The 23,138-nt window shown below is 42.6% G+C and carries 23 protein-coding genes; 6 read left to right on the forward strand and 17 right to left on the reverse strand.

The window, feature by feature from the left end:
* Window positions 1-15: 15 nt before the first annotated feature.
* The 6 genes from RH86_RS00535 to RH86_RS20800 all read right to left on the reverse strand — a co-directional run bounded on the left by RH86_RS00535 (window position 16) and on the right by RH86_RS20800 (window position 7,087).
* Window positions 16-711, reverse strand: coding sequence for a molecular chaperone (locus RH86_RS00535; RefSeq protein ID WP_009384280.1), 696 nt, complete (start codon window positions 709-711; stop codon window positions 16-18).
* Entirely contained in the window at window positions 708-1,064 is a 357-nt protein-coding gene (locus tag RH86_RS00540; protein ID WP_223296311.1) for a DUF4402 domain-containing protein, read from the reverse strand. The genes RH86_RS00535 and RH86_RS00540 overlap by 4 nt, the downstream gene beginning before the upstream one ends.
* Before the next feature lie 121 nt (window positions 1,065-1,185).
* Window positions 1,186-1,629 carry a DUF4402 domain-containing protein gene (locus RH86_RS00545; RefSeq protein ID WP_009384284.1) on the reverse strand — a complete coding sequence of 148 codons (444 nt, stop codon included), beginning with the start codon at window positions 1,627-1,629 and terminating at the stop codon, window positions 1,186-1,188.
* 630 nt (window positions 1,630-2,259) lie between these two features.
* The gene (locus RH86_RS00550; RefSeq protein WP_009384286.1) at window positions 2,260-3,366 is read right to left on the reverse strand and encodes a porin; all 1,107 of its coding nucleotides are present in this window, start codon (window positions 3,364-3,366) and stop codon (window positions 2,260-2,262) included.
* 2 nt (window positions 3,367-3,368) lie between these two features.
* Window positions 3,369-3,854 carry a hypothetical protein gene (locus RH86_RS00555; RefSeq protein WP_009384288.1) on the reverse strand — a complete coding sequence of 162 codons (486 nt, stop codon included), beginning with the start codon at window positions 3,852-3,854 and terminating at the stop codon, window positions 3,369-3,371.
* Between the two features lie 20 nt (window positions 3,855-3,874).
* On the reverse strand, window positions 3,875-7,087 hold the full coding sequence (locus tag RH86_RS20800) for a response regulator (protein WP_009384290.1): 3,213 nt from the start codon (window positions 7,085-7,087) through the stop codon (window positions 3,875-3,877).
* Window positions 7,088-7,389: 302 nt separating this feature from the next.
* Between RH86_RS20800 and RH86_RS00565 the strand changes: the two genes are divergently transcribed.
* Window positions 7,390-7,629, forward strand: a complete 240-nt coding sequence (locus RH86_RS00565; RefSeq protein WP_009384292.1) for a YdcH family protein — start codon at window positions 7,390-7,392, stop codon at window positions 7,627-7,629.
* A 234-nt stretch (window positions 7,630-7,863) separates the two neighbouring features.
* Here RH86_RS00565 and RH86_RS00570 read toward each other — a convergent pair whose 3' ends face one another.
* From RH86_RS00570 to napF, 7 genes are all read right to left on the reverse strand, one after another.
* On the reverse strand, window positions 7,864-8,805 hold the full coding sequence (locus RH86_RS00570) for a hypothetical protein (protein ID WP_009384294.1): 942 nt from the start codon (window positions 8,803-8,805) through the stop codon (window positions 7,864-7,866).
* Window positions 8,806-9,089: 284 nt separating this feature from the next.
* Window positions 9,090-9,227: a TIGR02808 family protein gene (locus RH86_RS20015; protein ID WP_005592944.1), complete on the reverse strand. Its 138-nt coding sequence runs from the start codon at window positions 9,225-9,227 to the stop codon at window positions 9,090-9,092.
* A gap of 9 nt (window positions 9,228-9,236) precedes the next feature.
* A complete protein-coding gene (locus RH86_RS00575) occupies window positions 9,237-9,815 on the reverse strand; it encodes a NapC/NirT family cytochrome c (RefSeq protein ID WP_005592945.1) in 579 nt (192 codons plus the stop codon).
* A gap of 31 nt (window positions 9,816-9,846) precedes the next feature.
* Window positions 9,847-10,302 (reverse strand): nitrate reductase cytochrome c-type subunit, encoded by a 456-nt coding sequence (locus RH86_RS00580; RefSeq protein WP_009384297.1) that lies wholly within the window; start codon window positions 10,300-10,302, stop codon window positions 9,847-9,849.
* Window positions 10,303-10,364: 62 nt separating this feature from the next.
* Window positions 10,365-12,854 (reverse strand): periplasmic nitrate reductase subunit alpha, encoded by a 2,490-nt coding sequence (gene napA / locus RH86_RS00585; RefSeq protein ID WP_005592947.1) that lies wholly within the window; start codon window positions 12,852-12,854, stop codon window positions 10,365-10,367.
* Window positions 12,851-13,171 carry a chaperone NapD gene (locus RH86_RS00590; protein ID WP_005592948.1) on the reverse strand — a complete coding sequence of 107 codons (321 nt, stop codon included), beginning with the start codon at window positions 13,169-13,171 and terminating at the stop codon, window positions 12,851-12,853. The genes napA and RH86_RS00590 overlap by 4 nt, the downstream gene beginning before the upstream one ends.
* A gap of 26 nt (window positions 13,172-13,197) precedes the next feature.
* Window positions 13,198-13,683: a ferredoxin-type protein NapF gene (gene napF / locus RH86_RS00595; protein WP_009384298.1), complete on the reverse strand. Its 486-nt coding sequence runs from the start codon at window positions 13,681-13,683 to the stop codon at window positions 13,198-13,200.
* A 238-nt stretch (window positions 13,684-13,921) separates the two neighbouring features.
* On the opposite strand from napF, the gene narQ reads away from it, so the two are divergent.
* Together narQ and RH86_RS00605 are read left to right on the forward strand one after the other, a co-directional pair.
* Entirely contained in the window at window positions 13,922-15,655 is a 1,734-nt protein-coding gene (gene narQ, locus RH86_RS00600) for a nitrate/nitrite two-component system sensor histidine kinase NarQ (protein ID WP_009384299.1), read from the forward strand.
* Window positions 15,642-16,274: a response regulator gene (locus RH86_RS00605; RefSeq protein ID WP_174269630.1), complete on the forward strand. Its 633-nt coding sequence runs from the start codon at window positions 15,642-15,644 to the stop codon at window positions 16,272-16,274. Before narQ ends, RH86_RS00605 begins: the two co-directional genes overlap by 14 nt.
* Window positions 16,275-16,368: 94 nt before the next feature.
* Here the strand turns inward: RH86_RS00605 and dcuC are convergent, their stop codons facing one another.
* The 3 genes from dcuC to RH86_RS00620 form a co-directional block, all read right to left on the reverse strand.
* Window positions 16,369-17,736: an anaerobic C4-dicarboxylate transporter DcuC gene (dcuC, locus tag RH86_RS00610; protein WP_009384300.1), complete on the reverse strand. Its 1,368-nt coding sequence runs from the start codon at window positions 17,734-17,736 to the stop codon at window positions 16,369-16,371.
* A 239-nt stretch (window positions 17,737-17,975) separates the two neighbouring features.
* Window positions 17,976-18,770: an EAL domain-containing protein gene (locus RH86_RS00615; RefSeq protein ID WP_009384301.1), complete on the reverse strand. Its 795-nt coding sequence runs from the start codon at window positions 18,768-18,770 to the stop codon at window positions 17,976-17,978.
* 433 nt (window positions 18,771-19,203) lie between these two features.
* Window positions 19,204-19,839, reverse strand: coding sequence for a hypothetical protein (locus RH86_RS00620; protein ID WP_009384302.1), 636 nt, complete (start codon window positions 19,837-19,839; stop codon window positions 19,204-19,206).
* A 104-nt stretch (window positions 19,840-19,943) separates the two neighbouring features.
* Here RH86_RS00620 and RH86_RS00625 point away from each other — a divergent pair, with 104 nt between their 5' ends.
* The 3 genes from RH86_RS00625 (at window position 19,944) to RH86_RS00635 (ending at window position 21,441) form a co-directional block, all read left to right on the forward strand.
* A complete protein-coding gene (locus RH86_RS00625) occupies window positions 19,944-20,195 on the forward strand; it encodes a DUF2164 domain-containing protein (protein WP_009384303.1) in 252 nt (83 codons plus the stop codon).
* Window positions 20,196-20,335: 140 nt separating this feature from the next.
* Window positions 20,336-20,875, forward strand: a complete 540-nt coding sequence (locus RH86_RS00630) for a cytochrome b (protein WP_009384304.1) — start codon at window positions 20,336-20,338, stop codon at window positions 20,873-20,875.
* Entirely contained in the window at window positions 20,872-21,441 is a 570-nt protein-coding gene (locus tag RH86_RS00635; protein ID WP_009384305.1) for a YceI family protein, read from the forward strand. Before RH86_RS00630 ends, RH86_RS00635 begins: the two co-directional genes overlap by 4 nt.
* Window positions 21,442-21,528: 87 nt before the next feature.
* Here the strand turns inward: RH86_RS00635 and focA are convergent, their stop codons facing one another.
* Window positions 21,529-22,974 (reverse strand): formate transporter FocA, encoded by a 1,446-nt coding sequence (gene focA, locus RH86_RS00640; RefSeq protein WP_009384306.1) that lies wholly within the window; start codon window positions 22,972-22,974, stop codon window positions 21,529-21,531.
* Between the last annotated feature and the right edge of the window lie 164 nt (window positions 22,975-23,138).

Consider the following 23,138-nt stretch of genomic DNA (forward strand, 5'->3'; position numbering starts at 1 on the left):
GTCGCTCAAGACTAGCTATTTAGTGCACTGAAACAACCTCTGGTCGTCTCGTCTTATCGTCAGTGTTTCCCCATTTTCCTTAGCCAAGCGCATGGTACTTTCTCTCAGCAATACGATTTTTCGAGCATCAGTGACATCGCTGTCAATCCAAGCGCTAAATTGAAATTTTCCTTGGTTTACGATAGTCAACTGAGATGGATTACAGTCAAACTCCATTTTTGGTATCGGCGTGCCTTTGGCTTGGTAAAGTGGGATAAAAGTGTGAACGTTAAATTGAATATCGATACTTGAGTCGACGCTTTCATCCGCGCTACTTTTTTGGCTAGGTACTGTAGTGGTTGGGCTAAACTGCAAATAGGTACGGTACTCACCATCTGGAAGTGAATCAGGGATAGCAGGAATTTGTATACGTATGGTGCGGCGTTGATTAGGTTTAAGGCTACGAATAACTGGAGGAGAGAGACGTACCTTTGATGAGATATCTTCAATAGTTTGTACATTAGGGTTGTTACGCGTTACATCGTTGCTTGCAATGGGTTTATAAACGGAATTAATTTCAACCCGTAGCGCTTCGTTACCGGTATTTTCAATGATCACCTGCTCGGTGACGGTTTTAGAACCATCGATAACAATCCGAGTAGGGGCGATAAGCAGTTGAGCGTAACTTTGAAATGAGAGTAACAAACAGGCTATGGCGAAAGAATGCTTCATAAATAATCGATCTCAATGGGAACTGAATTGGAATAGGTGCCGGGAGAATGCTTGGATTGCACCGTCACTTTTGCGCCAATACAAAGTAAATCAGAAATGCCCGTATTTTTAATAGTGGCTACTCCTGCACTTGATAGGCCGCAACCGAATATAAACTGGTTAATCGATATTTTTTCATTACCACGAGCAATGGTTTGGTCGCTAGGCAAAGAAATTTGGATCTTCTTACCTTTTTTACCTTTGATATAAAAACGAAATACATCGGTTTGATTTATTCTTGGGTGTGAGGTGATTTGTTGATGCGAACCAGAAACCAATTGTTGAGAAAATCGTAGTTGATTATTTTCTGTCACCACCGAAAGTGTGGTATCGCAATATGCGCTTGACGAAAATAGAATGAGTAATACGAATGAGCGTGAAATAAACATAATAAATAGAGGGAGGCAATGATTGCTCTCCCTCAAAAATACTTGATTACTGGTAAGTAACAGCAACGTCTACTTGTGCAGTGTAAGCGCCAGCAACTAGTGTCTTACCTGCTACACCAACCGTGCCACCGACATTGAGTACCGCATTACCCCCAGTTAGAGTAAGAGCGGCTGGATTATTGAAGGTTACGACTAATTTATTACCCGCATTATCAAGCTCAACGGTATTCCCATTATTAACGGCAACATCAACGATTGAGCCTGCTTCACCAGTGACATCGAATGCAGCAGCTTCAGGATCCGTATATTGGATCGCTTGGTCTGCGGTTTCTGAAGTAAAAATAGTACCAAAATCTAATGCCTTAGTATTAACCAAGGTTAATGGTTGTTTTACATTTAGCGTGATATCGAGTTTCTCTGTTAAAGCTGATGCTTGGAATGCTGAAAGTGCTAATGCTGAAGCTACCACTACTTTTACTAAGTTTTTCATAATAATTCCTTGTTTGTTGTGAGGGCTTTTGTCTTTTTAATCTTGTTATTCTGCCTAAAAGTAAAAAAATAAAATAGAAGCAGATTGCAAAATTAATACAAAAGCATTAGTTGTCCGTTAGTAAATAATAACGATTGGTGTTGTTTGATTGCTAACCTACTTGATGGAATTATTTCTATCAATTAATTAGAGTAATATATGCCTGATAAGTGCGAGCTGGTGCAAATAGTTTTACATAAGTATCAATAATGAAACTTAGATTTAATTTGGAGTGTTAAATAATTGAGACGATAAAAACATTATTTAAGTGGTGTCTTTTTAGTCTGATGCGTCAATTAATTTGTGCAATAGCGGGATGGTGTTGCAGGTTTTTGCGAGGTGAAGGAAGGAGAGGCATAGGCCTAATTTAATGATGGATAAGAAAATTATAATCGGATGCGATTTTTAGCATTTTTTTGAGGTTCATTGTTTGATAATGTTGCGAACTGCTTATTATATGTTGTCGGTTAGCTGTGTGTATAAATAAGGCTACTACGTAACAACATTTTAAAGGAAAATATATCAGTTGGGATTTAGACAGCATCCTCTCAGTTGGATGCTGCCTTTCTCTGGAGGAAGTCGGTGAATTTACTAAAATACGAAATTAACCATGACAGTATAGAGGTTGGCATTAGGCTTAGTCGGAACATCGATAAACGCACCAGCACCACCGTTTTCAGTATGGAAATATTGCCATTCAGCATTCAATGACAAATTGTACCTTAAATCATATCTAACGCCGGTTGTTACGCTTTCACCTTCTCTGGTTCGTTTGCCGTTATCGCTTTCTTCACTGTATTGCTGTCCATAAACAAGATAGGGTGTAAATGCATCGAAGCGATGTTGCAACGCAGAGTACCAAGCGGAAGTTCGGTCGTTTTTTTGTAATTCAGCGCTTAATGTCGTCGGGCCAAATTCATACTCTGCGCCAAGTGAATAGAGTTCAATTCGATGGTCTTTAGATTCATCGACAACAGGAGGGAGCGTTAGCGAGCCTCCCATCGGAAGTGCAACGATGATGTTTGATAATGTGACACGCTGATCATATCGCGAATTGAGGTACGAAGCATTCAAACGATAATTATCACCTGAAAGTTGGGAATTGATCCCGAACATACGCTTGGTATCAAGTTCAAGGAAAGTGTCCGGATTGAGATGAACTTCTTTTTCATCCTTGAGGCCATAAAAAGGGGTGATGGCAAGGGTCTTTTCATCATCAATATCGACATTCCAGGTTAAGCTAAATCCTTGGTAGGCAGTAATACCAAGAATGCTGTTGTAAACCTCGGTTGGTGGACGAGCCATGGTATAAGCATGACCGACGTAATAATATTCAGAGTAGAGAAATAGAGGGATTCTCAGTTGTCCAGCTCGAACTAACAGATCCTTGTATTGGTAGCCAAGATAAGCCCATTCAAGCTCTGGTTCACTCCAATGGTCTTGTGGGCGTTTCACTACTTGAGCCGAAACATGTAACGCATTGAAATAACCGTCAAGTTGTAGGCCAAAGGTAGTATCACAGTCAAAGCAGCTATGATCAGCTACCTCAACGTGAGTGATAAGTGGTGTATCGTTGTCGCTTTTCGCCCATGAAGTAGAACCAAAGCCACTAAGCAGAATATTTTCGCTAATTTCTATATTGGCGAAGACAGGCAAAGACGTCGTTAATAAAGCGAGAGTTAGCAGTTTATTATTCATTATTATTTTACCTCTTCGACAACAAACAGCACCGTTGCATCATCTGGGAGATGATTCAGTGGTGCGTAGCCAATACGATTTGATTTTTCCTCCATCCATTGTAACAATGCAGATACGTCGGCTGTTGTCATCTCTTTAGGTGGGCGAGCTTTACCGGAGAAAGAGAGTGAGGCCCAATGTGCATTCATTTGTGCGGTGTTTTTACCAAGAAGAGATTGATAAAACTCGGCGCGTTCAGTGCTTGCTTCTGGCCAATCAGATAATTCAATTTTTTTACCTTCTAAGCGTTTGGTTTTTCCGCGGTAAAGTTTTCGTGCTTTACTAACCGATAGCGGTGTGAACTCTTGCTCAAGCGTGAATATGGCGTATTGCTCAGCGCCCATCGCAATACTGTTCACGGAGATAAATAGACACAATATCGCCACAATACCGCAACCATAGTGAAGGGTGCTATTACGATGTCGATGTGTCTTCTTTTGGATTAACATAACAAGTCACTCTTATCTGGTTAGATAATACTTTCAATTTTTTCAATGAGATTGTCTTTACGGACTGGTTTTGCTACATAGGCATCCATTCCGGAATCAAAACAACGTTGAATATCGTCGTCAATCACGCTGGCAGTAAGCGCGATGATTGGAGTTTTAACTAAACCGAAGTCAACTTCGTGTTGGCGTATTTCTCTGGTCGCTTCAAATCCGTCTTTTACGGGCATCATGCAGTCCATCAAAATGACATCAAAACTGCTGTCTTCGCTATACATATCAATTGCGATTTGACCATTTTCAGCGATGGCGTAGTGAAACCCGGCTTTGTCGAGCATAAGTGAGGCGACTTTTTGATTAACACGATTATCTTCAACCAACAAAATTCGTTCATGTCGACCAACGGTTTTAGGCGTATCAGAATGGTTGCCTTCAACATTAGCGCTCTGTACTTCATCAGGGGCAGGATGATGTACCGCGGAACTGATTGAAGGAGAGGCACCTTTTACCTCTGTAGCGATATTCGTAACGTCAACAGTCTCAATAAGATTAAATATTTTTTCTTGTAACACATTGGCTCTAAATGGTTTGGCGATGTAGTCATCCATACCGACATCGAAACAACGCTGTACATCATCATCAATGACACTCGCGGTAAGAGCGATAATAGGAATACGACGGTTGAGGTGTAACTCAAGCTTGCGCAGTTCCGTTGTTGCCGCAAAACCATCCATGATTGGCATCATACAGTCCATCAAGATCAGTGCGTATCTATCTGGTGTCGCGCGGTACATATCGACCGCCTCTTGGCCATCATTAGCAACATCGAACTCTAATCCCGCTTTGACCAAATGCAGGCCTGCAATTTTTTGGTTAACACTGTTATCTTCGACGACTAATACTCGCTGGGGGGCGGTCGTCGTTGCAGGATGGAGGTGCTGAGCGTTGTCATTGGCGTTGGACTGCATTTGGCACTGTTCTAGCTTACGCATAAGACGCTGGCCATAAAAAGGCTGGGTAATAATGGTAGCAACAGAATTATGGAAATCGAAACTACAGCTGGTAAATGCGCGAATCAGACAAACGTAGTGACCCTTACGAGTGAGTTCGCTAAGCTCGGTTACAATTGTTTGGGCGCTATTAGGTGTCTCTTCGAGGAATAAGACAATGGCCGGATTATCAGATGAATGAAAATGAAGGTACTGTTCAATGTTGTCAAATATTTGATCTACACGCTGGTTATAAAATGCCAGTTCGCTTTTTAATGTTTGACGCAATACTTCGTTAGCACCTATCAAATAGAGTGGTGAAGTGGTGGAATTGGGTTTTGATAAACGTTGGCATTCAATGTTGAATTCAAGTGAGAAATAAAAACGACTACCAACCCCTTTTTGAGACTCTAATTGGATTTTACCGCCCATTAATTCGACCAATTGAGTGCTGATCGCTAAGCCTAAGCCGGTACCGCCAAATTTACGTGTCGTTGAGTCGTCTTCTTGGGCAAAAGGTTCAAAGATGTTGCGTTGCTGCTGCTCATCAATGCCGATACCGGAATCGCTGACTGAAAACTCCAGCTGGCAAGTGTTTGCTGTGGATGATGGCGGTGTTGTCCCATTGCTTGTCGGCGTAGTAATCGACAATGCCACATAACCTTGTTCGGTGAACTTGACTGCGTTAGACATAAAGTTCATCAATGTTTGGCGCAGGCGATGATCATCAATCATCATTTTGTAAGGGACGTCGGCATCAATAGAAACCCGAAGATCTAAGCCTTTCTCTTTGGCTCTAGGAGCGACGATGGAGGCGATGTCATAAATGGTTTCTCTAACATTAGTAGAATGATGGTTAATCATTAACATCCCCGATTCTATTTTAGAAAAATCGAGAATGTCATTAATAAGACTCAGAAGTAGTTGTGAAGAGGTCTCAATTGTATCGACATAATCACGCTGAGTTGGCGTAAGTGAGGTATCTGAGAGAACTTCTGATATGCCGATAACACCATTAAGTGGTGTGCGAATCTCATGCGACATGTTGGCCAAAAAGCTGCTTTTTGCTTTGCTGGCCCGGATGGCATCATCTTTAGCTTGTTCGGCAATGTTTTTTGCATGTGTTAACCGCTCATTCGCTTGACGCCGCTCGAGGGTTAGTCTTTCTACTTCATGGGCGAAATGGTTAAGCTCATCATTTCCAGATATACTTTTTGTTAGTTCACCCGCTATCTGTCCCTGATCATTTGTAAGGTAGTTCAGTACCAAATTAAGATTGTTTGTGACACGACGAGCCAGACCTATTGCAATAAACATAACCATAAAGGTGAGGGCGGAAACGACACCGATAAAGACAATTCTTTGATTGTTAGCTGATTGTGTCGCGGAGTCTATTCTGCGAATTAGCTGGTCTTCGATTTTGTGTCCAACTTTGTTTAGTAGCTCTAGTCTTGCTAATAGGGCATTTAAGCCTTGTTGTACATTATCAGCAGAGAGTTGGCTAAACTCAGTCTGGTCTAGCAATATTTGTCTAAATAGTTGGCTTTGCTGAAATGCCTCATTACTAAAAGCTTCCAGCATAAAATTCACTTGGTGTTCATTGGCATTTAGATTGACAAAGCGTTCGACAAACAACTGCTGATTATGTGCTAGCGCTGTTACCTGGCTGCGAAGTTCGGCGCGTTGTTCATCATCAACTTGACCGTCGGCAACTATCTGTTGGCTTAGCGACGTTTCTTGGTTTGCCCAAAACATCATCCACTCTAATTGAATTAGAGCATGAAGATCTTGCTCGATCGAAATCGGGATATGGTTCAGTGATATTCGCTCCATAGCCATGATAAGTTGTTGATACAAATCGGCCTGCCACTCAAGGTTATCGAGCATCTCATCCGGGTGTTGATTGACGGTGATTTGTAGACTGACAGACAAATATTCACGCAGAATGCTTGAGATTTGTTTCGCTTCTTGTGAAGGAAACAGCGATGGTAGCAACGCATTGACACTCGCAGCATCAAGTGATGATGAACTTTTGCTACGCTCGGTATTATGCGCAGAATGATCGGTTTGCGAAAAGCCCTGGAGAAAAGCCGTCATCGCTTTTGCTTTTTGCAGGTCGTCAGTTTGCATGTTGAGTACGCTAATTTGACGAGAAGCGAGATAAAGTAAAAGTAATATCGGTAAGAGAACCAACCCGAACAGCTTATACTTTATCGAGATATCACTCCATGATACCCATTTTGCCATTCTTATTATCCATTTATAGCCAACTTATAACAAAGTGTAGACCAGAAATTTAAGATAATGCGCGAAACAAAATTTCTTGGCTAAATAACTTACTAATCAGTGATGTGTAACGTGAATTTGATAAATAAACAGTTCGAATGTTACTTGAGCGACTTATCTGAAGTGGTGATGAACGTACATCCTAGAACTTCATTAGAAAGGCATTTTCACACTACACTATAACTGTTGTTTGCTGAACCCCGTTAGATTTCAGAGGTGTTTATCGTGGGTTCAGTGGTTGGTTGCAATAATAAGGAGACACAATGTTAGGTGAAAATCATGCTCTTATCGCAGACTTTCCAGAGATGAAAGATACGATTGCTGCTTTAGTAGGAAATGACCCTTCCTTTGCTCAAGCGATGAAAGACTACAATGCGTTAGATAAGGAAATACGAGTTCTAGAACTTAACGGATCACCCATTGGTGATGATGCGATGATGCAGTTGAAACATAATCGCGCAGAACTTAAAGATGCGCTCTACCAAAGGTTGAGCGCCAGTTAACCGAAGCGGGCACCTATAAAGCACGACTACGTTCTCGATAAAGGGCTCCGGAAATCCGATATTGGCTTATCAGTATCGGATTTCGAACGACTCTAAAATCTAAAGCAGTTGAAGCTACTGTTATATTAGTGACCTACATTCCCATAAATGAGATGTCGCTTCCTATTGTCTATGTCACGGTTGATAGTTGTTGGTTTGATGAATTCAACACACGCTTTTGTATGTTGAATTCAGTTAGTTCATCAAAATACGTTTCATCTTGGCAATGACTTCAGGGGAGTTTACCGGCTGCGTGTTAAGTATCAGCAGAGCAAAATTATCGGCAAGAATTTCCTCTGGATGGATGATGTAGTTGGTGTTATAGCCAACTTGTTCAAGAAAACCGTTCAATTCGCTGCGATCGACAATCAGAGGATGGTCGTCATCGTACGTCCAGTTGCCTTCTTTATCCGCCACGATTAAAAATTTAAACAGTAGGTAGTTAAAGAACTCGCCACCTTTATCTAAATCATACTTCTCGCTAACTGAATATAGAATTGGCATCGCCCATACTGGCTGCTGGTTATATTCAACTAGAATAGCGTAATCATTGAGTGGTGCGTCAGGGTTGGTGATTTTCCGATCTTCTAAATCATCAGGAAATTCTATCTCACCAACATAGTCAAAACCGATCGACTGATATAGTTCATCTTTTTTAGCGAGATTATGGCGGGTATAAATGTGGAAGATTTCATGAGCCATAATTCGCTTTAGTTCCTTCCCCAAAACGAGCTTATCCCGTTGTAAAATAATCGCTTTGCCTCGCGTGTAAGCGGCTGTGCCTTCTTCTGCGCCGGTGGTGAGAATCATATTAATCGAATGAGGTAAATCGAGCGGGTAGTGGTCTAATTCTTGTTTTAGTTCAGCATAGGCTTGATTAACGTATGCACGGTCTTGCTCTGACCAATCGAGTGTGTGATTTCGGACAAAGCGCTTAAATTCAGGTTTGATCACATGATCGACGGTTTTCATTCGTGCTTCCATATCGAACTGGCTAAGGCGCTGCATAAAATCGTCGTTGCGACTTAATTGCGCTGAGGCTCGATGCGAATCAAGAAAAGTTAACGTCGTTTCAGCGAAAGAGGAGAAACTGGAACAAACTAACGTGGTGGTGAGTAACAACAGCTTTACGGTCATAAAAGTCTCCTTTGAGTTAAAAACTTGGCGTAATTAACGACTTTGGTGAGGTTTAGACCATATTGTGTTAGCCAACGGGCTGTTTCTCATCAGGATTGAACAATAAAGGCCACAATTTGCGAGTGGTTTTGTAGCCGAGCTTGAATCACGCGAAAATAGTGTCATAAATCAGAATCTATATGAGCGTGAAGTCATACTTTAGTTGCTGATACTATTAAAAATAAAGGCGCTCGATATGAGCGCCTTGTTTTAGCTAGATAAGTATAATGTTGTTAAACGTGGTGCTATTCCGTTTCTTTGTCTTTACTCAGTGACAGTAGCCAAACACAAATCGCTGCCACGGCTGCAAAGCCTGAAAGGATAATAACTGGCATCGCACTGTATCCGAGTATATGCCATACAACCGATTCAAACGTACTCATAATCGCTCCTTATTGCCAGCCTTCAACGCCCTGCATGTCCGGTAATTTGTGCGCGATGCCTTTATGGCAGTCAACACATGTTTTATCGCCATTTGCTAGCGCAGTAGAGTGCTGTTTCGCACTACGAGAGCCTTGTTCTGAGAAATCCATATACTCAAATTCATGGCAGTTACGACATTCTAATGAGTCGTTACCTTTCATTCTTGACCATTCACGCTCAGCAAGATGTGCACGACGCTCTTCAAATTTTTCAGGCGTGTCGATGGTTTTCAAAACATAGTGAGCAAAAAGCTCTTTTGATGCCTGAACTTTACGAACAATCTTATCTGACCATTCATGTGGAACGTGACAATCTGAACAGATAGCTCGTACACCAGAACGGTTTGAGTAGTGAATCGTCTCTTTGATTTCTGCCACGATTGGCGCGTGACACCCTGAACAAAACTCTTCCGTGTTGGTCGCTTCCATTCCGGTGTTAAATGCGCCCCAGAATAGAAGGCCGCCAGCAAAACCCATGAATAGAACCACGCCAACCGCGGCTTTACTTGGGCTTTTTAGTCGCTTCCAAAACGCTTTCAATAATTTCATACATTAACCTCGTTAATTTTACGTAACAGTCTTATTTCAACGACTGAACGCGTTCGAAATCATTTCCAATCAGCGGTGTCGCTTCTGCTTGCGGTACATGGCACTGTAGGCAGAAGTAACGGCGAGGAGACATATCGGCTAGTACGGCATCTTCTCGGTTCACGTAGTGTGTAACACTGATTTTGGTTGCGCCCATTTCTTTGGCATTTTTCCAACTGTGGCAGGCCAAACATTTGTTCGCATTCAGAGAGACTTCGTAATTACGAATGCTATGTGGGATCAGAGGTGGCTGATAGACAAAGCTGCTCTCTAGCGCTTGTTCTTTCGGGTATTTCTTAAAGTCATCGGCAGGGCGAGTGTCTTCTAATCGGGTACTACCGCGAAGTGAATCAACACCGCCAGTTCCGCCTGGATTATCCAGCTCAGCAACTACGTTGCCGCTGGCAATCATTGCAAAAGCAAATAGGGCAATCACTATTTTTTTCATTGTAACTTCTCCGCCTAAGGGCAATTTTTTATGTTGGCTGGCTGCAGCCTGCCAACAATGGATTAAACAACTTTGGTGATCTTAACCGGACATTTTTTGAAATCGGTCTGTTTAGACAGTGGGTCCGTTGCATCTAAGATCAGTTTGTTGATCAGTATTCGAGCATCAAAAAATGGTACGAATACAAGCCCTTGTGGTGGTCGATTACGGCCGCGAGTTTCTACGCGAACACGAACTTCGCCACGTTTATTTGACAGTAAAACTTCTTCCCCACGGCGAACGTTGCGCGCTTTCGCGTCATCTGGGTGCATGTAACAAACAGCGTCAGGAACGGCCTTGTAGAGCTCAGGGACACGACGAGTCATGGTGCCGGTATGCCAATGCTCAAGGACACGCCCGGTACATAACCACATGTCAAACTCTTCATTTGGGACTTCCGGTGGCGCTTCATAGGGTGCAGAAATGATCCAAGCTTTGCCGTCTGGCTTGCCATAAAAGTCCCAATCAGATCCAGCTTTAGCGTAAGGATCCGATCCTTCTTTAAAGCGCCAAAGAGTCTCTTTGCCGTCGACGACAGGCCAACGTAGTCCGCGTACTTGATGATAAACATCGTATGGGGCAAGGTCATGTCCATGTCCGCGTCCAAACTGGGCGTACTCTTCGAACAGGCCCTTTTGTACGTAATAACCAAAGTGATGAGCGTCATCATTGAGTTCACGAGCTTCTTCAATCGGGAACTTGTCGACGGTTCCGTTTTTGTATAGAACGTCATACATGGTTTTACCGCGATGTTGCGGTGCTTTGGCTAGCGCTTCTTCAGTCCACACTTCTTCAATTTTGAAACGCTTGGAGAATTCCATTAACTGCCATAAGTCAGATTTCGCTTCACCAATGGTTTCAACTTGTTGATACCATGCTTGAGTGCGTCGTTCGGCGTTACCATAAGCGCCTTCTTTTTCGATCCACATTGCCGTTGGCAAAATAAGGTCAGCGGCTTGTGCTGTTGCGGTTGGGTATGGGTCAGACACCACGATGAAGTTCTCAGGGTTGCGGTAACCCGGTAGACGCTCTTCATTGATATTCGGTCCGGCTTGCAGGTTGTTGTTACACATCACCCAGTAAGCGTTGAGTTTGCCGTCATTAAGCATGCGATCTTGCAATACGGCGTGGAAGCCTGGTTTAGGTGGGATGACACCATCAGGAATATTCCAAATGCCTTCTGCAATTTTACGGTGTTTCGGATTCGCGACGACCAAATCGGCTGGAAGGCGGTGAGCAAACGTACCCACTTCACGTGCGGTACCACAGGCAGACGGTTGACCAGTCAGTGAGAATGGGCTGTTACCTGGAGTGGAAATTTTACCGGTTAGCAGGTGAAGGTTGTACACCAAACTGTTCATCCACACACCACGAGTGTGTTGGTTCATGCCCATCGTCCACAGTGACATGACCTTGGTGTTAGGATCCGCATATTGCTTAGCAAGTTCAATCAGCTTTTCTGGCGCAATGCCTGAAAGCTCTGCCGTATATTCAAGTGTATAAGGCGCAACGGATTTTTTGTATTCATCAAATGCGATTGAGGTCATAACGCCTGAGTTAGGGTTCTCAGCTTCCATTTGAATCGGATTGTCATCACGAAGACCGTAACCAATATCGGTTGTCGCTTGTTTGAAGTGGGTATGCTTGTTAACGAAGTCCCAGTTTACAGCGTCATTTTCGATGATGTAATTAGCGATGAAGTTGGCAACCGCGAGATCCGTTTGCGGTGTAAAGATATAACCATGATCAGCCAATTCGAAAGAACGATGATAGTAGGTTGATAATACATTAACTTTTACGTGTGGGTGGCTTAGGCGGCGGTCGGTAATACGAGTCCATAATACTGGGTGCATCTCCGCCATATTTGAACCCCAAAGCACAAATGCGTCTGCATGTTCAAAGTCATCATAGCAGCCCATCGGTTCGTCTATGCCGAATGAACGCATGAAGCCGACAACCGCTGAAGCCATACAATGGCGTGCATTTGGGTCAATGTTATTTGAACGAAAGCCTGCTTTCATTAGTTTTGATGCAGCGTAACCTTCCATTACTGTCCATTGACCAGAACCAAACATACCCACAGAGGTTGGTCCTTTGTCTTTTAAAGCTGATTTCCATTTTTCCGCCATGATATCGAAAGCATCATCCCAAGAGACAGGCGCAAATTCACCGTTCTTATCGTATTTGCCATCAGTCATGCGAAGTAGAGGCTGGGTTAATCGATCATGGCCATACATGATTTTCGAAAGGAAGTAGCCTTTGATACAGTTCAACCCCTTATTTACAGGAGCTTCTGGATCACCTTGAGTTGCAACTACTTTACCTCCTTGGGTACCAACCAGTACCGAACAGCCAGTACCGCAAAAACGACAAGGCGCTTTATCCCAGGTAATCTTGGTTTGGTCTGAGCTAGCAATCAGGTTCGTTGCAGAAGCAGGCAGTGTAATCCCCGCTACTGCCGCGGCTGATGCGGCTGCGTTTGCTTTTACAAACGCGCGTCGTGTCATTTTCATACTTCACCCTCTACTTGGGATTGTTGATTTCCAGTGTTTGGTTCTAATTCGGTGTGTTCGGTATAGATTTCTTCAGGTTCTATTTGGTGATAAACCATTACGGTATTTAGAACATGTGGCAAATTATTGATTACGTCGATAGTGTCGGTGATAAAGCCATGTGTCGCGGTTTCTAGTACGACGATTAGCTTTCCTTCTGGACTATCGCCATAAACTTCGGCACCATCGATGTCGCTAATTTGTGCTGTAACCGTTTGAAGTTGTTCAGGTTGGCAATGAACAATTAAACTGGATATATGCACTTCATTTTTTGGCATGTTTTGCTCTCATAGTTGTCGTTGGTTTACGCGCCAACGTTGCTCACATTGATAGATGACGTAGGGCATACGGCAACACAGGCTCCACATCCTGAGCATTGCTCATGATTTATGCTGGGTTGAGCGACTTGCCCAACAGCATAGTTAAAGCGTATCGCCATGGGTTCGCAAATATCGGAACAAGCACGACATTCAATATTTTGTTTTGCTAGGCATTGTGAACTGATTTCTGCTACTGCTTGCCAAGGTTCGCTCTGAGCTGGTTCAAAGAGAGTTTCAGGACAAGATTGCGCACATTGATAGCAAAATGTGCACTCATCAATTGAGAAGTCGACGCGAGGAAAACCACCATCACCTTTAATGATAATTTGAGTTTCACATGCTTTAACGCATTCTCCGCATTGACTACAAAGGTCAGTGAAGCGCTCGGGGGCCGTTAACCAAGGTAGTCTTACCGAAGTACCAGCAACCACGTTACGAGTGAAAAATCTTCGTCTCGAAAGGTCTACCATTCAGTTACAATCCATTACTGTTGAACGTAAATGGCTAAGTGCCATTAATATTTAGTCATTTATCGATATATAAATTGTAGTTTTTGACATATTTGTATAAATACCTCTTAGGAGGTAATTGAGGTGAGATATTGTTTTAGATCAATTAATTCAGTTAGATTTGATCACATATTGAACTAAAGGCTATCTACCTATTAAGAGTAGTCCAAATTATTGGCCCCAAAATCGAGAGTCGACATTGTTTAAAACGGTTAAAAAATCGGTAACAGGCACGATAGCAAAGGCGATGACATTCATTGTATTGCTGTCTGTGTGTACCATTGGTTATGCATTTATTCTGTTGGCATCAAGTCTTAATGATGCTGAAGCGGTCAATGTTGCAGGGTCAATGAGGATGCAAAGCTATCGACTAGCAAGTGATATTCAATCTCAATCTAGTGACTATTCATCCCATATATACTTATTTGAACATTCCATTTATTCACCATCGATGATGGCATTACAAAATTGGACGGTTCCTGAAGATATCACCCAAGATTACTATCAATTGATCATACGCTGGCACGAACTAAAAGCGCTGCTAAAGAGTGAAAAACGATCTGAATATTTGGTGTTAGTGCCGAATTTTGTATCACAAATTGATGCCTTCGTTTTCAAATTACAGAGTTTTTCTGAACGAAAATTACTCCAGCTAGCGTGGGTTGGTGGCATTGGAATGGGTGGGATTTTGATCACCAGTGTCTTCGTGGTGCTATTTGTACGCCGTGAAATCGTTAACCCGTTACAAGCATTAGTACTTGCTAGTGAACAAGTTCAATCTCATTCGTTTGATGTTGATTTGAATGTCGTGAGCGACAATGAAATTGGCATCTTAACCCGTACGTTTAACAACACGGCAAAAGAGCTTGGTAAGCTTTACAATGGGTTAGAAAATGCGGTAAATGAAAAAACCCATAAGTTACAGCATGCTAATCAATCTTTGTCGGTATTGTATAAATCGTCGAGCGAACTGACGGCGTCGCGCATCACCTTGGATAATTTTGCGGCAATATTAGAATATATAAAAAGTATTGAAGGAATCGATGCCGTACAACTTTCTATATCATCGCGTGGCGAAAAACCGCTGGTACTCACTAAAGGCGATTACAACCCAGAGAATAGCGCTTCGCGTGAGTTAATCTTAGATGGACAAAATTTAGGTACGTTGTATTGGAATTGGCGTTTACCTTGTCCAGATCAAGCTCTTATTGATAATTTTGTTAGAATATTATCTCGTGCAGTTTATTATAACCAAGCTCAGCGACAGTCAGAAAATCTATTGTTGCTAGAAGAAAGGGCTACCATAGCGCGTGAACTTCACGATTCACTTGCCCAATCTTTGTCTTACCTGAAGATTCAGGTTTCTTTACTAAAGCGACTAATGAAAAAGCTGGCGAAGGATAAAGCGGCAGCGAGCGCCAATGGTGTTATTGCGGATTTGGATGGCGCGCTAAATGGTGCCTATACACAATTACGCGAGCTATTAACCACTTTTAGACTCTCAATCAAAGAAGGCAGCTTTGGTTCAGCTTTGACTGGTATGGTAGAACAACTAGCTGAACAAACCGATGCCGAGATTCGTTTGCTAAACGAATTGTCGTCAGCAGAACTCGATGCTCATGAACAAGTTCATCTACTACAGTTAATTAGGGAGGCGACACTCAATGCGATTAAACACGCGAATGCGAGCCTTATTGAGATCGCCTGTATTGAAGAAGATGACTGTGTTGTGATGCGCGTAAAAGATAACGGAATTGGCATGACGGGTGAAGGTATTACCGATGGTAAGCTGGATCACTATGGATTATCGATCATGCATGAACGAGCCAGTCGCTTAAATGGTCACTTAACGATCAATACAGCACTAGAGCTGGGTTGTGAAATTGAATTAAAATACCCAAGAACAAAGGATGAAAACTTTGACAACATGTAAGGTAATGCTGGTTGACGATCATCCACTGATGCGTCGCGGGTTAGGGCAGTTGCTCAGCTTTGAAGATGAATTTGAAATTATTGCGGAAGCAAGTTCTGGCGCTGAAGCTGTCGCGAAAAACCATGAAGTTGAACCTGATCTTATTTTGCTCGACCTCAATATGAAAGGTATGTCAGGACTCGATACGTTAAAAGCGTTACGAGCGGATAATTGCGATGCCAATATTGTGATCTTGACTGTCTCAGACAGTGCTTCAGATATTGATGCCATTGTTAAATCAGGTGCCGATGGTTATCTATTAAAAGATACTGAGCCTGATGAGTTAATCGATCTGCTTAAACAAACGCTACAGGGTAATAAAGCATATAGCCGTGAAGTAGCACAATATCTAGCAGAGCGTTCTAGCCATAGTGACATCTTTGATGGCTTGACGGACCGAGAATTGCAGATCTTGCAACAAGTGGCCAAAGGGTTACGCAACAAACAGATTGCGGATATTTTGTTTATCTCTGAGTCGACCGTAAAAGTACATATGAAGAGTTTATTGAAGAAACTCAGCGTGCCATCGCGCACTGCAGCAACAGTATTGTACCTTGAACGTTTCGGCGACATTAAATAAAACTGAGTTAACTCGGATACAGGTTGGCTTATAAAGAAGAAGGGCGCTCATTGAGCGCCCTTCTTTAGTAGTAAATTACGTTAGATTGTTTGGACTATGCGTAAACAGGAACCAAAACAAGTGTACCGACGATGACGGTTACTAGGCCGCAAAGTACCGGAACTGAGGTGCGTTTAACCACTTCGAATGGACTGATTTTACCCATGCCTGATGTCGCTACAATAACGCCAGAAACTGGAGAAATCGTACGACCTAGGTTGGACGCTTGTAACATCGGAATGATTAAGAATGCAGGGTTTAGGCCCATCTTCGCAGCGAGTGCAGGTGCTAGTTCAACAAACGCATAGAACGGAGCATTACCAGAACCAGTCGCAATTGCTGCCGCCACCGTTAGACCCGTTAGGATAAGCATCAGTGCGACACCGCCTGCGCCCGCTGTTTCGGCAAGATGAAGTAGGTTATCAATGGCACCAATTGACATCAGACCTTGTGCAAATACGCCTGCAGCAACCAATAGCATGACCACACCTTTAAAGGCATCAGCCATGCCTTCGTAGCAAGATTCAAGATCTTCCAGTGTTGCTTTGCCATCAAAGCGCTTAGTGATGTAATCGATCACCGCACCAACAAAGATTGACAGTACCACGATGGTGTAGATGTCCAACGATAGACCAGGAATTGTGCGGCCGTTAAATAAGAAGACACCAATGATTGGCAGGAAAGGTAGGATAGAGTAGTAAGCTGGTGCTTTTACTTCCATCTCAGTCACGTCAACGCGCTCCATTGGCGTATTGTCTTTCTTATCTAGGTATTTATTCCAGAAGAATGCCGCCGCAGCCATGACCACGATAGCGCAGAATGACACTGGCAATACGGTTTGTACTGCGAATACATCCAACGTCATGCCCGATTTTTCTGCGGCGATAACAACATCACCAGAGGTTGGCGAGAGAATGATTGCTGCAGGTGATGCACACACTGCAACCGCCGCTGGGCGTGAGATACCCATAGCGGTCATCATTGGGAATAGTGTTGCCATCAATAGAACACCAAGACCTGTTGCAGAGCTAACCGCTAGGGACATTAAGCACGCTACGATATAAGCCGCAACAAGTAATACGTAAGGAGACTTAATCACCGCAAGTGGTTTAGAAAACTGTTTAACCACGACATTGTTTGCGCCAATGTGCGTCATATAAGAAGCGAAACCACACAATAGCATGATCTGCATACCTAAGCCGCCGCCACGGTTTTGTAGCATGAATTTCACGTACTCAAGTGAATCGGTGAACATGTTACCGGTTGAAGCAATTTTACTTGGTAGAATGCTATGGCCTAGAAAGCCAGTCATAAACATCAAAGCAAGACCAGCAGTGAGAAGAACGCCGGCAGGTTTATATCCTTTAACGATAAAATAGCCTACGGCTACGGTAACAACTAATCCGATTAGAAGCTCCAGCATGAAATACCTCGGTAGATAAGAAAAAATATGACAACGTGTGTCAAACTGTGTCAGTGAATCTACCGAAAACTTGACTGTAGCACGAGCGGTAAACGTACAACTCGTGATCTAAAACAATAAAAGGATTTTAATGAAAAATGTAGATTAATATTCTGTTTTACAGTGGTTAAATTAAGTTATTTAAGTATTAAAAATGTAAAAAGGAACTCGAAAGTTCCTTATATGATCATAGTGAGGAGTTAAATGACCTCGGTGGCTTCAGTTGCTGCAAGTGGCTGGGGTGTGGCGAGAAAATAACCTTGGAAAAAATCAACATTGAGGGCACGCATAGCTAAGTATTGCTCTTCAGTTTCAATGCCTTCGACTACCACTTTCGCTCTAACTTTTTTTGCCAGCTCAATACCACTCAACATTGGCGCGGTGATACCTTGCATATAGTCGAGCAATAAAGACCGATCAATCTTGATAATACTGGGCTTGATCAACTCGACGCGATCGCGGTTAGAAGCGTGCATACCAAAGTCATCTATAGCAATTTTGTAACCATTAGCCTCAAGAATAGCCATGGCATTTTTTAAGCATTGTTCGTCCGGTGAATCGAGTTCAACCACTTCCATAACCACTTGGTTAGGCTGTAAATTGAGAGATTTTAGTCCTTCAGATAGTTGACCAACACGCATGTTTTCTAAAGCAAAAAATTCACCGTCAGAAGGGAGAACATTAAGGAACAAATTAAGGTGGCGATATTTTGAGTTAGAAAAATTACGAATGTGGATTGCACGGCTAAGTCGTTCGACATTGATTTTGTCTTCTAAACTGATTTTATTAGAGTGAAAAAAGTGGTCAGGTCTAACGTTTTTCTGCTGCTGATCCTCAATACGCACAAGGGCTTCGACGCCAATTGGATGATTTTTATGATCAAAGATAGGCTGATAAACGCTACGAAGATTTAGCCCTTTATAGGCGGCGACAAATTGTCTTTCTTCATTGAAAGAGACGCATTCGTGAAACTGATGTTGACTAGACAGAATCATTTTACGTTTAAGCCTTTAGTATCAAGTTATTCCGTATGCAATAGTGCAAGCTCGTGTGACATGATATTGACGCCGACATAATTTTGTCAACGAATAAAGTATTGTAACTAGCGTTCAATCCTGACTAATGTCCACAAATTTGATATCGGTTCTAAACTTTTGTATCAATTAGACATTTCTTTAGTTTCATTAAATAGTTTATCACACCAAGCTAATTTAGACTGGCTGTTACTAGAAAGACATTAAATGACTAATAAAATGGTGGTTTTCTCGTATGATCTCTCATTCTAATGAATGCTAGATTTTGATCGATGATGAGGCCGATGGTGCGCTATTTTTTACGGGAGAGCATAATTGGAAACAAGAGAGATGTCTGTGGGTACCAAGCCTAGAAAATGCGTTTCTTTAAACGAAGTGAAGAGTCACTGATGCGCTAACTGAGCTGTATTACCGCATAAAGTTGCACGTACTTGCGCACCAACTGTTTATCGGTCGCGCGTTTCAAAGGATGGGTAAATTTAATGTAATAAGGGCTGATGCTAAAACACTCCTCTAAGGTCAAAGAGAGTTGAGAATCACTGGTATAAAGACTGACTCCTTGGGATTTGTAATCATCAACGTCGTCAGGAATATGGCTTGTCCACCAATGGATAAGCTCACGGCTCTGCTTACTTCGTGTGATCCAGTGATCCGATAGTAGTAGCAGTAAATCATTAGGTTGTATTGCGTAATCGTATTCACTCTGCCAGTGGTGAATGGTTTTAAATAACTTACGTCGGCATGAGCTGCCAGCACTGACCAAGTGTGAAGTCAAAATCCATACGGTTCCGGCATCAGAAGAGACGCGAAAGTGGCTAGGTTGTTCTGTTGATGGATAGCATTCTAGTGTTGCGTAGCTGCAATGATGGCCAAACTCAGTAAGGGTTCGTGCCAGGCGGCGTGAAAAGGCCAGTCCGAGATGATGTTCACTCATACCACGGTTATGAATAGTGGGATAATGCTGTTCACATAGCGTCATACAGTCCGCTTGAAACTCATTAACGCTTTGAATGAGCACATCCAGTAACACAGTTATTCTCCCTGATAGACCTCAAATTTAGATAGTAAGGTTAACATGCAGGCGAGGCTTTTCGTTACACTAAATGGCTTTAAACGACGGAATAAGAAGGGTTTATGTCGAAGATTGAATTTACATCACAACAAAAACAGAAGATGGCGATGCTTATCCAAGACTATCTTGCCGATGAGTTGGATATTGAAATAGGTCAGTTTGATGCGGAGTTTTTTGCGGATCATATTACCCAAAAACTGGGACCGGTCTTCTATAACAAAGGATTGGCGGATGCACAGAGTATTATGCACAACAAGATGCTTGATATCGCAGATGAAATTTATCAAATCGAGCAAGTGGATGAGCTCAATTAATTTCTATCTTGATAACTTATAAGAGATATTCAAAATATTTGAATGACTTCATCAATAGGCGTAGATGTTCTGTGTAGATAAGTTGGGTAATACTGATCTCACAATATGATGAGTTTGAATTTAGCGAAGTAGGGACACAAATGAGAACCGAGGTAAAAAATTACAATCCAATCGCGAGATTAATACACTGGCTTTCAGCCATCGCTATCATTGGTTTGTTCGCAGCAGGTTTGTGGATGGTCGATCTTTCTTACTACAGTGAGTGGTATCGTACCGCACCACATTGGCACAAATCGATCGGTATTCTACTCGCTGGCTTAACCCTAATTCGTTTGGTTTGGAAAAGTGTTACCGCGTCACCTAGTGTCGAAGGCAATACGTTAGAAAAATGGGCTGCCGAAGTAGCGCATGGGCTGATGTATATTGTGCTTTTGATTCTTTTTACATCTGGTTATCTCATCTCTACAGCAGATGGTCGTGCTATCGATATTTTCGATTGGTTTGCCATTCCCGGCGCTGGTGCTTTATTTGAAGGGCAGGCAGATCTTGCCGGAGAGGTTCACTTTTATGCCGCATGGACGTTGATCATACTGGCAGGCTTCCATGCCATGGCAGCACTCAAGCATCACTTTATCGACAAAGACAACACGCTACGCAAAATGATAGGAGCTTCAAAATGAACAAGACGTTACTTGCTACAGGACTAGCGATTGCAATGGTTATGCCGTTGAGTGCCAGCGCAGCGGATTATGTGATTGATACCAAGGGCGCGCATGCGTCAATTAACTTTAAAGTAAGTCATTTAGGTTACAGCTATATCCAAGGCCGATTTAATACTTTTGACGGGAATTTTTCTTATGACCCCGATGACATTTCAGCATCATCTATTACGGTCAATGTGGATACCAAAAGCCTAGATTCTAACCATGCTGAGCGTGACAAACATATTCGTAGTGCCGATTTTATTGATGCGAGTAAATATTCAACCGCAACATTTAATAGTACGCAGGTTGTCGATAAAGGCGATGGTACATTTGAGCTGCTGGGCGACCTTAATCTGCATGGCGTCACTAAGCCTATCGTTATCCAAGCTGAGGTAATTGGCCAAGGTCAAGACCCGTGGGGTGGGGAACGTGTTGGATTCTTTGGTACCACCCGTCTAGAGCTTGCTGATTATAAAATTCCAGTCATGGGAGCATCAAGTTATGTTGATATGGAACTGCATGTGGAAGGCATCAAGCAGTAAGACATTTCTATAAACACTATTTTATTCATATAAAAAAAGCGCCTTTAACATAAGGCGCTTTTTTGTATTGGACAACCAACGATGTCGTTAAGCCGTTTGTTTGTGCTCTTCAACCACTTCAGTTGGTTTACCAAACACATCACGCATTGCGTTTAGTACTTCTAAGCGACTCACAACACCAACCATATGACCGTTTTCTAATACTGGTAATACATGTGGTTTGCTCACTTTCATGCTCTTAGCGCGCTCTTCAACCGATAGAGTGCTAAAGCGAGTTGCGATACCCATGCTTGTGGTTGGGTAAAGTTGCTCTTTATCGATGCAAAGGAATTCCGCTACATCAACCAGTTTGTCATTTACATCGATTGCCACTACATCACGAGCCATTAGATCCACCACCTTTTGACCTTGAGTTGGGATGTAGTTTTGGCACCACAATTCAACCATTACGTCATGAGCAGAGAAGAAACCAACAAGACGACCTTCGATATCAGTTACTGGCGCACTTACTTCGTTGTGTGCTAGTAGGTGATCAATAGCCATTGGCGTGGTCATCTCAGCGCTTAGAGTGATTGGTTGCGTGTTCATGATATCTTTGATGATGATGTTGTTTTTCATAGTGCTTTCCTTAACTGACGTAATATTTGTGGTGGTGGTAATGGTTGCGATGTTGGCTGCTTTTAACTGTGGACGGCGGTAGATACACCAGTTCGCCAATCCAACAAGTACGGCACCACCAACAATGTTGCCAAGGGTTACAGGGATTAAGTTGGCAGTAACAAACTGCATGACATTTAAGTCGGCATATTGTGCTGCTGTTGTTCCAGTCATTTGCCAGAAACTTTCTGGCGCAAAGTTTTGAATCACAATACCAAGTGGCACCATAAACATGTTTGCTACACAGTGCTCAAAACCACTTGAGACAAACATGGCTACAGGCATGATGGTCATCGCTGCTTTGGTCATTGCATTTGCACTACTAAACGTTAGCCAAATTGCAAGACACACAAGAAGGTTACAAAGAATGCCTAGGGCAAAGGCTTGAACCATAGTGTGGTGCAGCTTGTGTTGCGCTATGTTTAGTGCATTCAAACCCCACTGACCGCCATCCATTTGATATAAGCCAGCAGCAGAAACGATAACAAGCAGTAGCATTGCGCCAATAAAGTTACCGAAGTAGACTTTTCCCCAAGTTGAAATCATCTTGCCAAAGGTGATTTGTTTATTTGCCCAAGAAATGCTTGAAAGCACTGAACTTGTAAACAATTCACCACCGCAGATAACAATAAGAATCAAGCCCATACTGAATGCAAGCCCGCCTGCAAATCGGCTAAGTCCCCATCCAGCATCTGCACTACCGGTTGTAACAGTGATATAAAAGAGAAACGCTAAACCGATAAATGCCCCAGCCATTACCGCTAGGCTTAAAGTCATACCGCTACTTTTTTTTGCTTTACTTAACGCAAATTTCTCAGCCTCAGCCATCATCTCCATGGGAGAGAAGTATTGATTGTTGGCTTGACTAGATGACATAACCGCTCCTAATCGTATGTTTCATAAATAACCTCCATATGTGGAAAACAAAGGGCTTTCGCCTCGTTGCCAATTCAGATTAGGGGGTTTGAACGCACTGGTAAAATTGATAATGTTGAGTAACTTCATCAAATAATTTGATATGTTTTTAGAAGGCGTTAAAA

The sequence above is a fragment of the Vibrio sp. N418 genome, assembly GCF_000222565.1.
Lineage (GTDB): Bacteria > Pseudomonadota > Gammaproteobacteria > Enterobacterales > Vibrionaceae > Vibrio > Vibrio scophthalmi.

Excerpts from the sequence above, each read along its gene's own strand:
- RH86_RS00535 (WP_009384280.1), bottom strand. The coding sequence starts at position 711 with ATGAAGCATTCTTTCGCCATAGCCTGTTTGTTACTCTCATTTCAAAGT.
- RH86_RS00545 (WP_009384284.1), bottom strand. The coding sequence starts at position 1,629 with ATGAAAAACTTAGTAAAAGTAGTGGTAGCTTCAGCATTAGCACTTTCA.
- RH86_RS00550 (WP_009384286.1), bottom strand. The coding sequence starts at position 3,366 with ATGAATAATAAACTGCTAACTCTCGCTTTATTAACGACGTCTTTGCCT.
- RH86_RS00555 (WP_009384288.1), bottom strand. The coding sequence starts at position 3,854 with ATGTTAATCCAAAAGAAGACACATCGACATCGTAATAGCACCCTTCAC.
- RH86_RS20800 (WP_009384290.1), bottom strand. The coding sequence starts at position 7,087 with ATGGCAAAATGGGTATCATGGAGTGATATCTCGATAAAGTATAAGCTG.
- RH86_RS00565 (WP_009384292.1), top strand. The coding sequence starts at position 7,390 with ATGTTAGGTGAAAATCATGCTCTTATCGCAGACTTTCCAGAGATGAAA.
- RH86_RS00570 (WP_009384294.1), bottom strand. The coding sequence starts at position 8,805 with ATGACCGTAAAGCTGTTGTTACTCACCACCACGTTAGTTTGTTCCAGT.
- RH86_RS20015 (WP_005592944.1), bottom strand. The coding sequence starts at position 9,227 with ATGAGTACGTTTGAATCGGTTGTATGGCATATACTCGGATACAGTGCG.
- RH86_RS00575 (WP_005592945.1), bottom strand. The coding sequence starts at position 9,815 with ATGAAATTATTGAAAGCGTTTTGGAAGCGACTAAAAAGCCCAAGTAAA.
- RH86_RS00580 (WP_009384297.1), bottom strand. The coding sequence starts at position 10,302 with ATGAAAAAAATAGTGATTGCCCTATTTGCTTTTGCAATGATTGCCAGC.
- napA (WP_005592947.1), bottom strand. The coding sequence starts at position 12,854 with ATGAAAATGACACGACGCGCGTTTGTAAAAGCAAACGCAGCCGCATCA.
- RH86_RS00590 (WP_005592948.1), bottom strand. The coding sequence starts at position 13,171 with ATGCCAAAAAATGAAGTGCATATATCCAGTTTAATTGTTCATTGCCAA.
- napF (WP_009384298.1), bottom strand. The coding sequence starts at position 13,683 with ATGGTAGACCTTTCGAGACGAAGATTTTTCACTCGTAACGTGGTTGCT.
- dcuC (WP_009384300.1), bottom strand. The coding sequence starts at position 17,736 with ATGCTGGAGCTTCTAATCGGATTAGTTGTTACCGTAGCCGTAGGCTAT.
- RH86_RS00615 (WP_009384301.1), bottom strand. The coding sequence starts at position 18,770 with ATGATTCTGTCTAGTCAACATCAGTTTCACGAATGCGTCTCTTTCAAT.
- RH86_RS00625 (WP_009384303.1), top strand. The coding sequence starts at position 19,944 with ATGTCGAAGATTGAATTTACATCACAACAAAAACAGAAGATGGCGATG.
- RH86_RS00630 (WP_009384304.1), top strand. The coding sequence starts at position 20,336 with ATGAGAACCGAGGTAAAAAATTACAATCCAATCGCGAGATTAATACAC.
- RH86_RS00635 (WP_009384305.1), top strand. The coding sequence starts at position 20,872 with ATGAACAAGACGTTACTTGCTACAGGACTAGCGATTGCAATGGTTATG.
- focA (WP_009384306.1), bottom strand. The coding sequence starts at position 22,974 with ATGTCATCTAGTCAAGCCAACAATCAATACTTCTCTCCCATGGAGATG.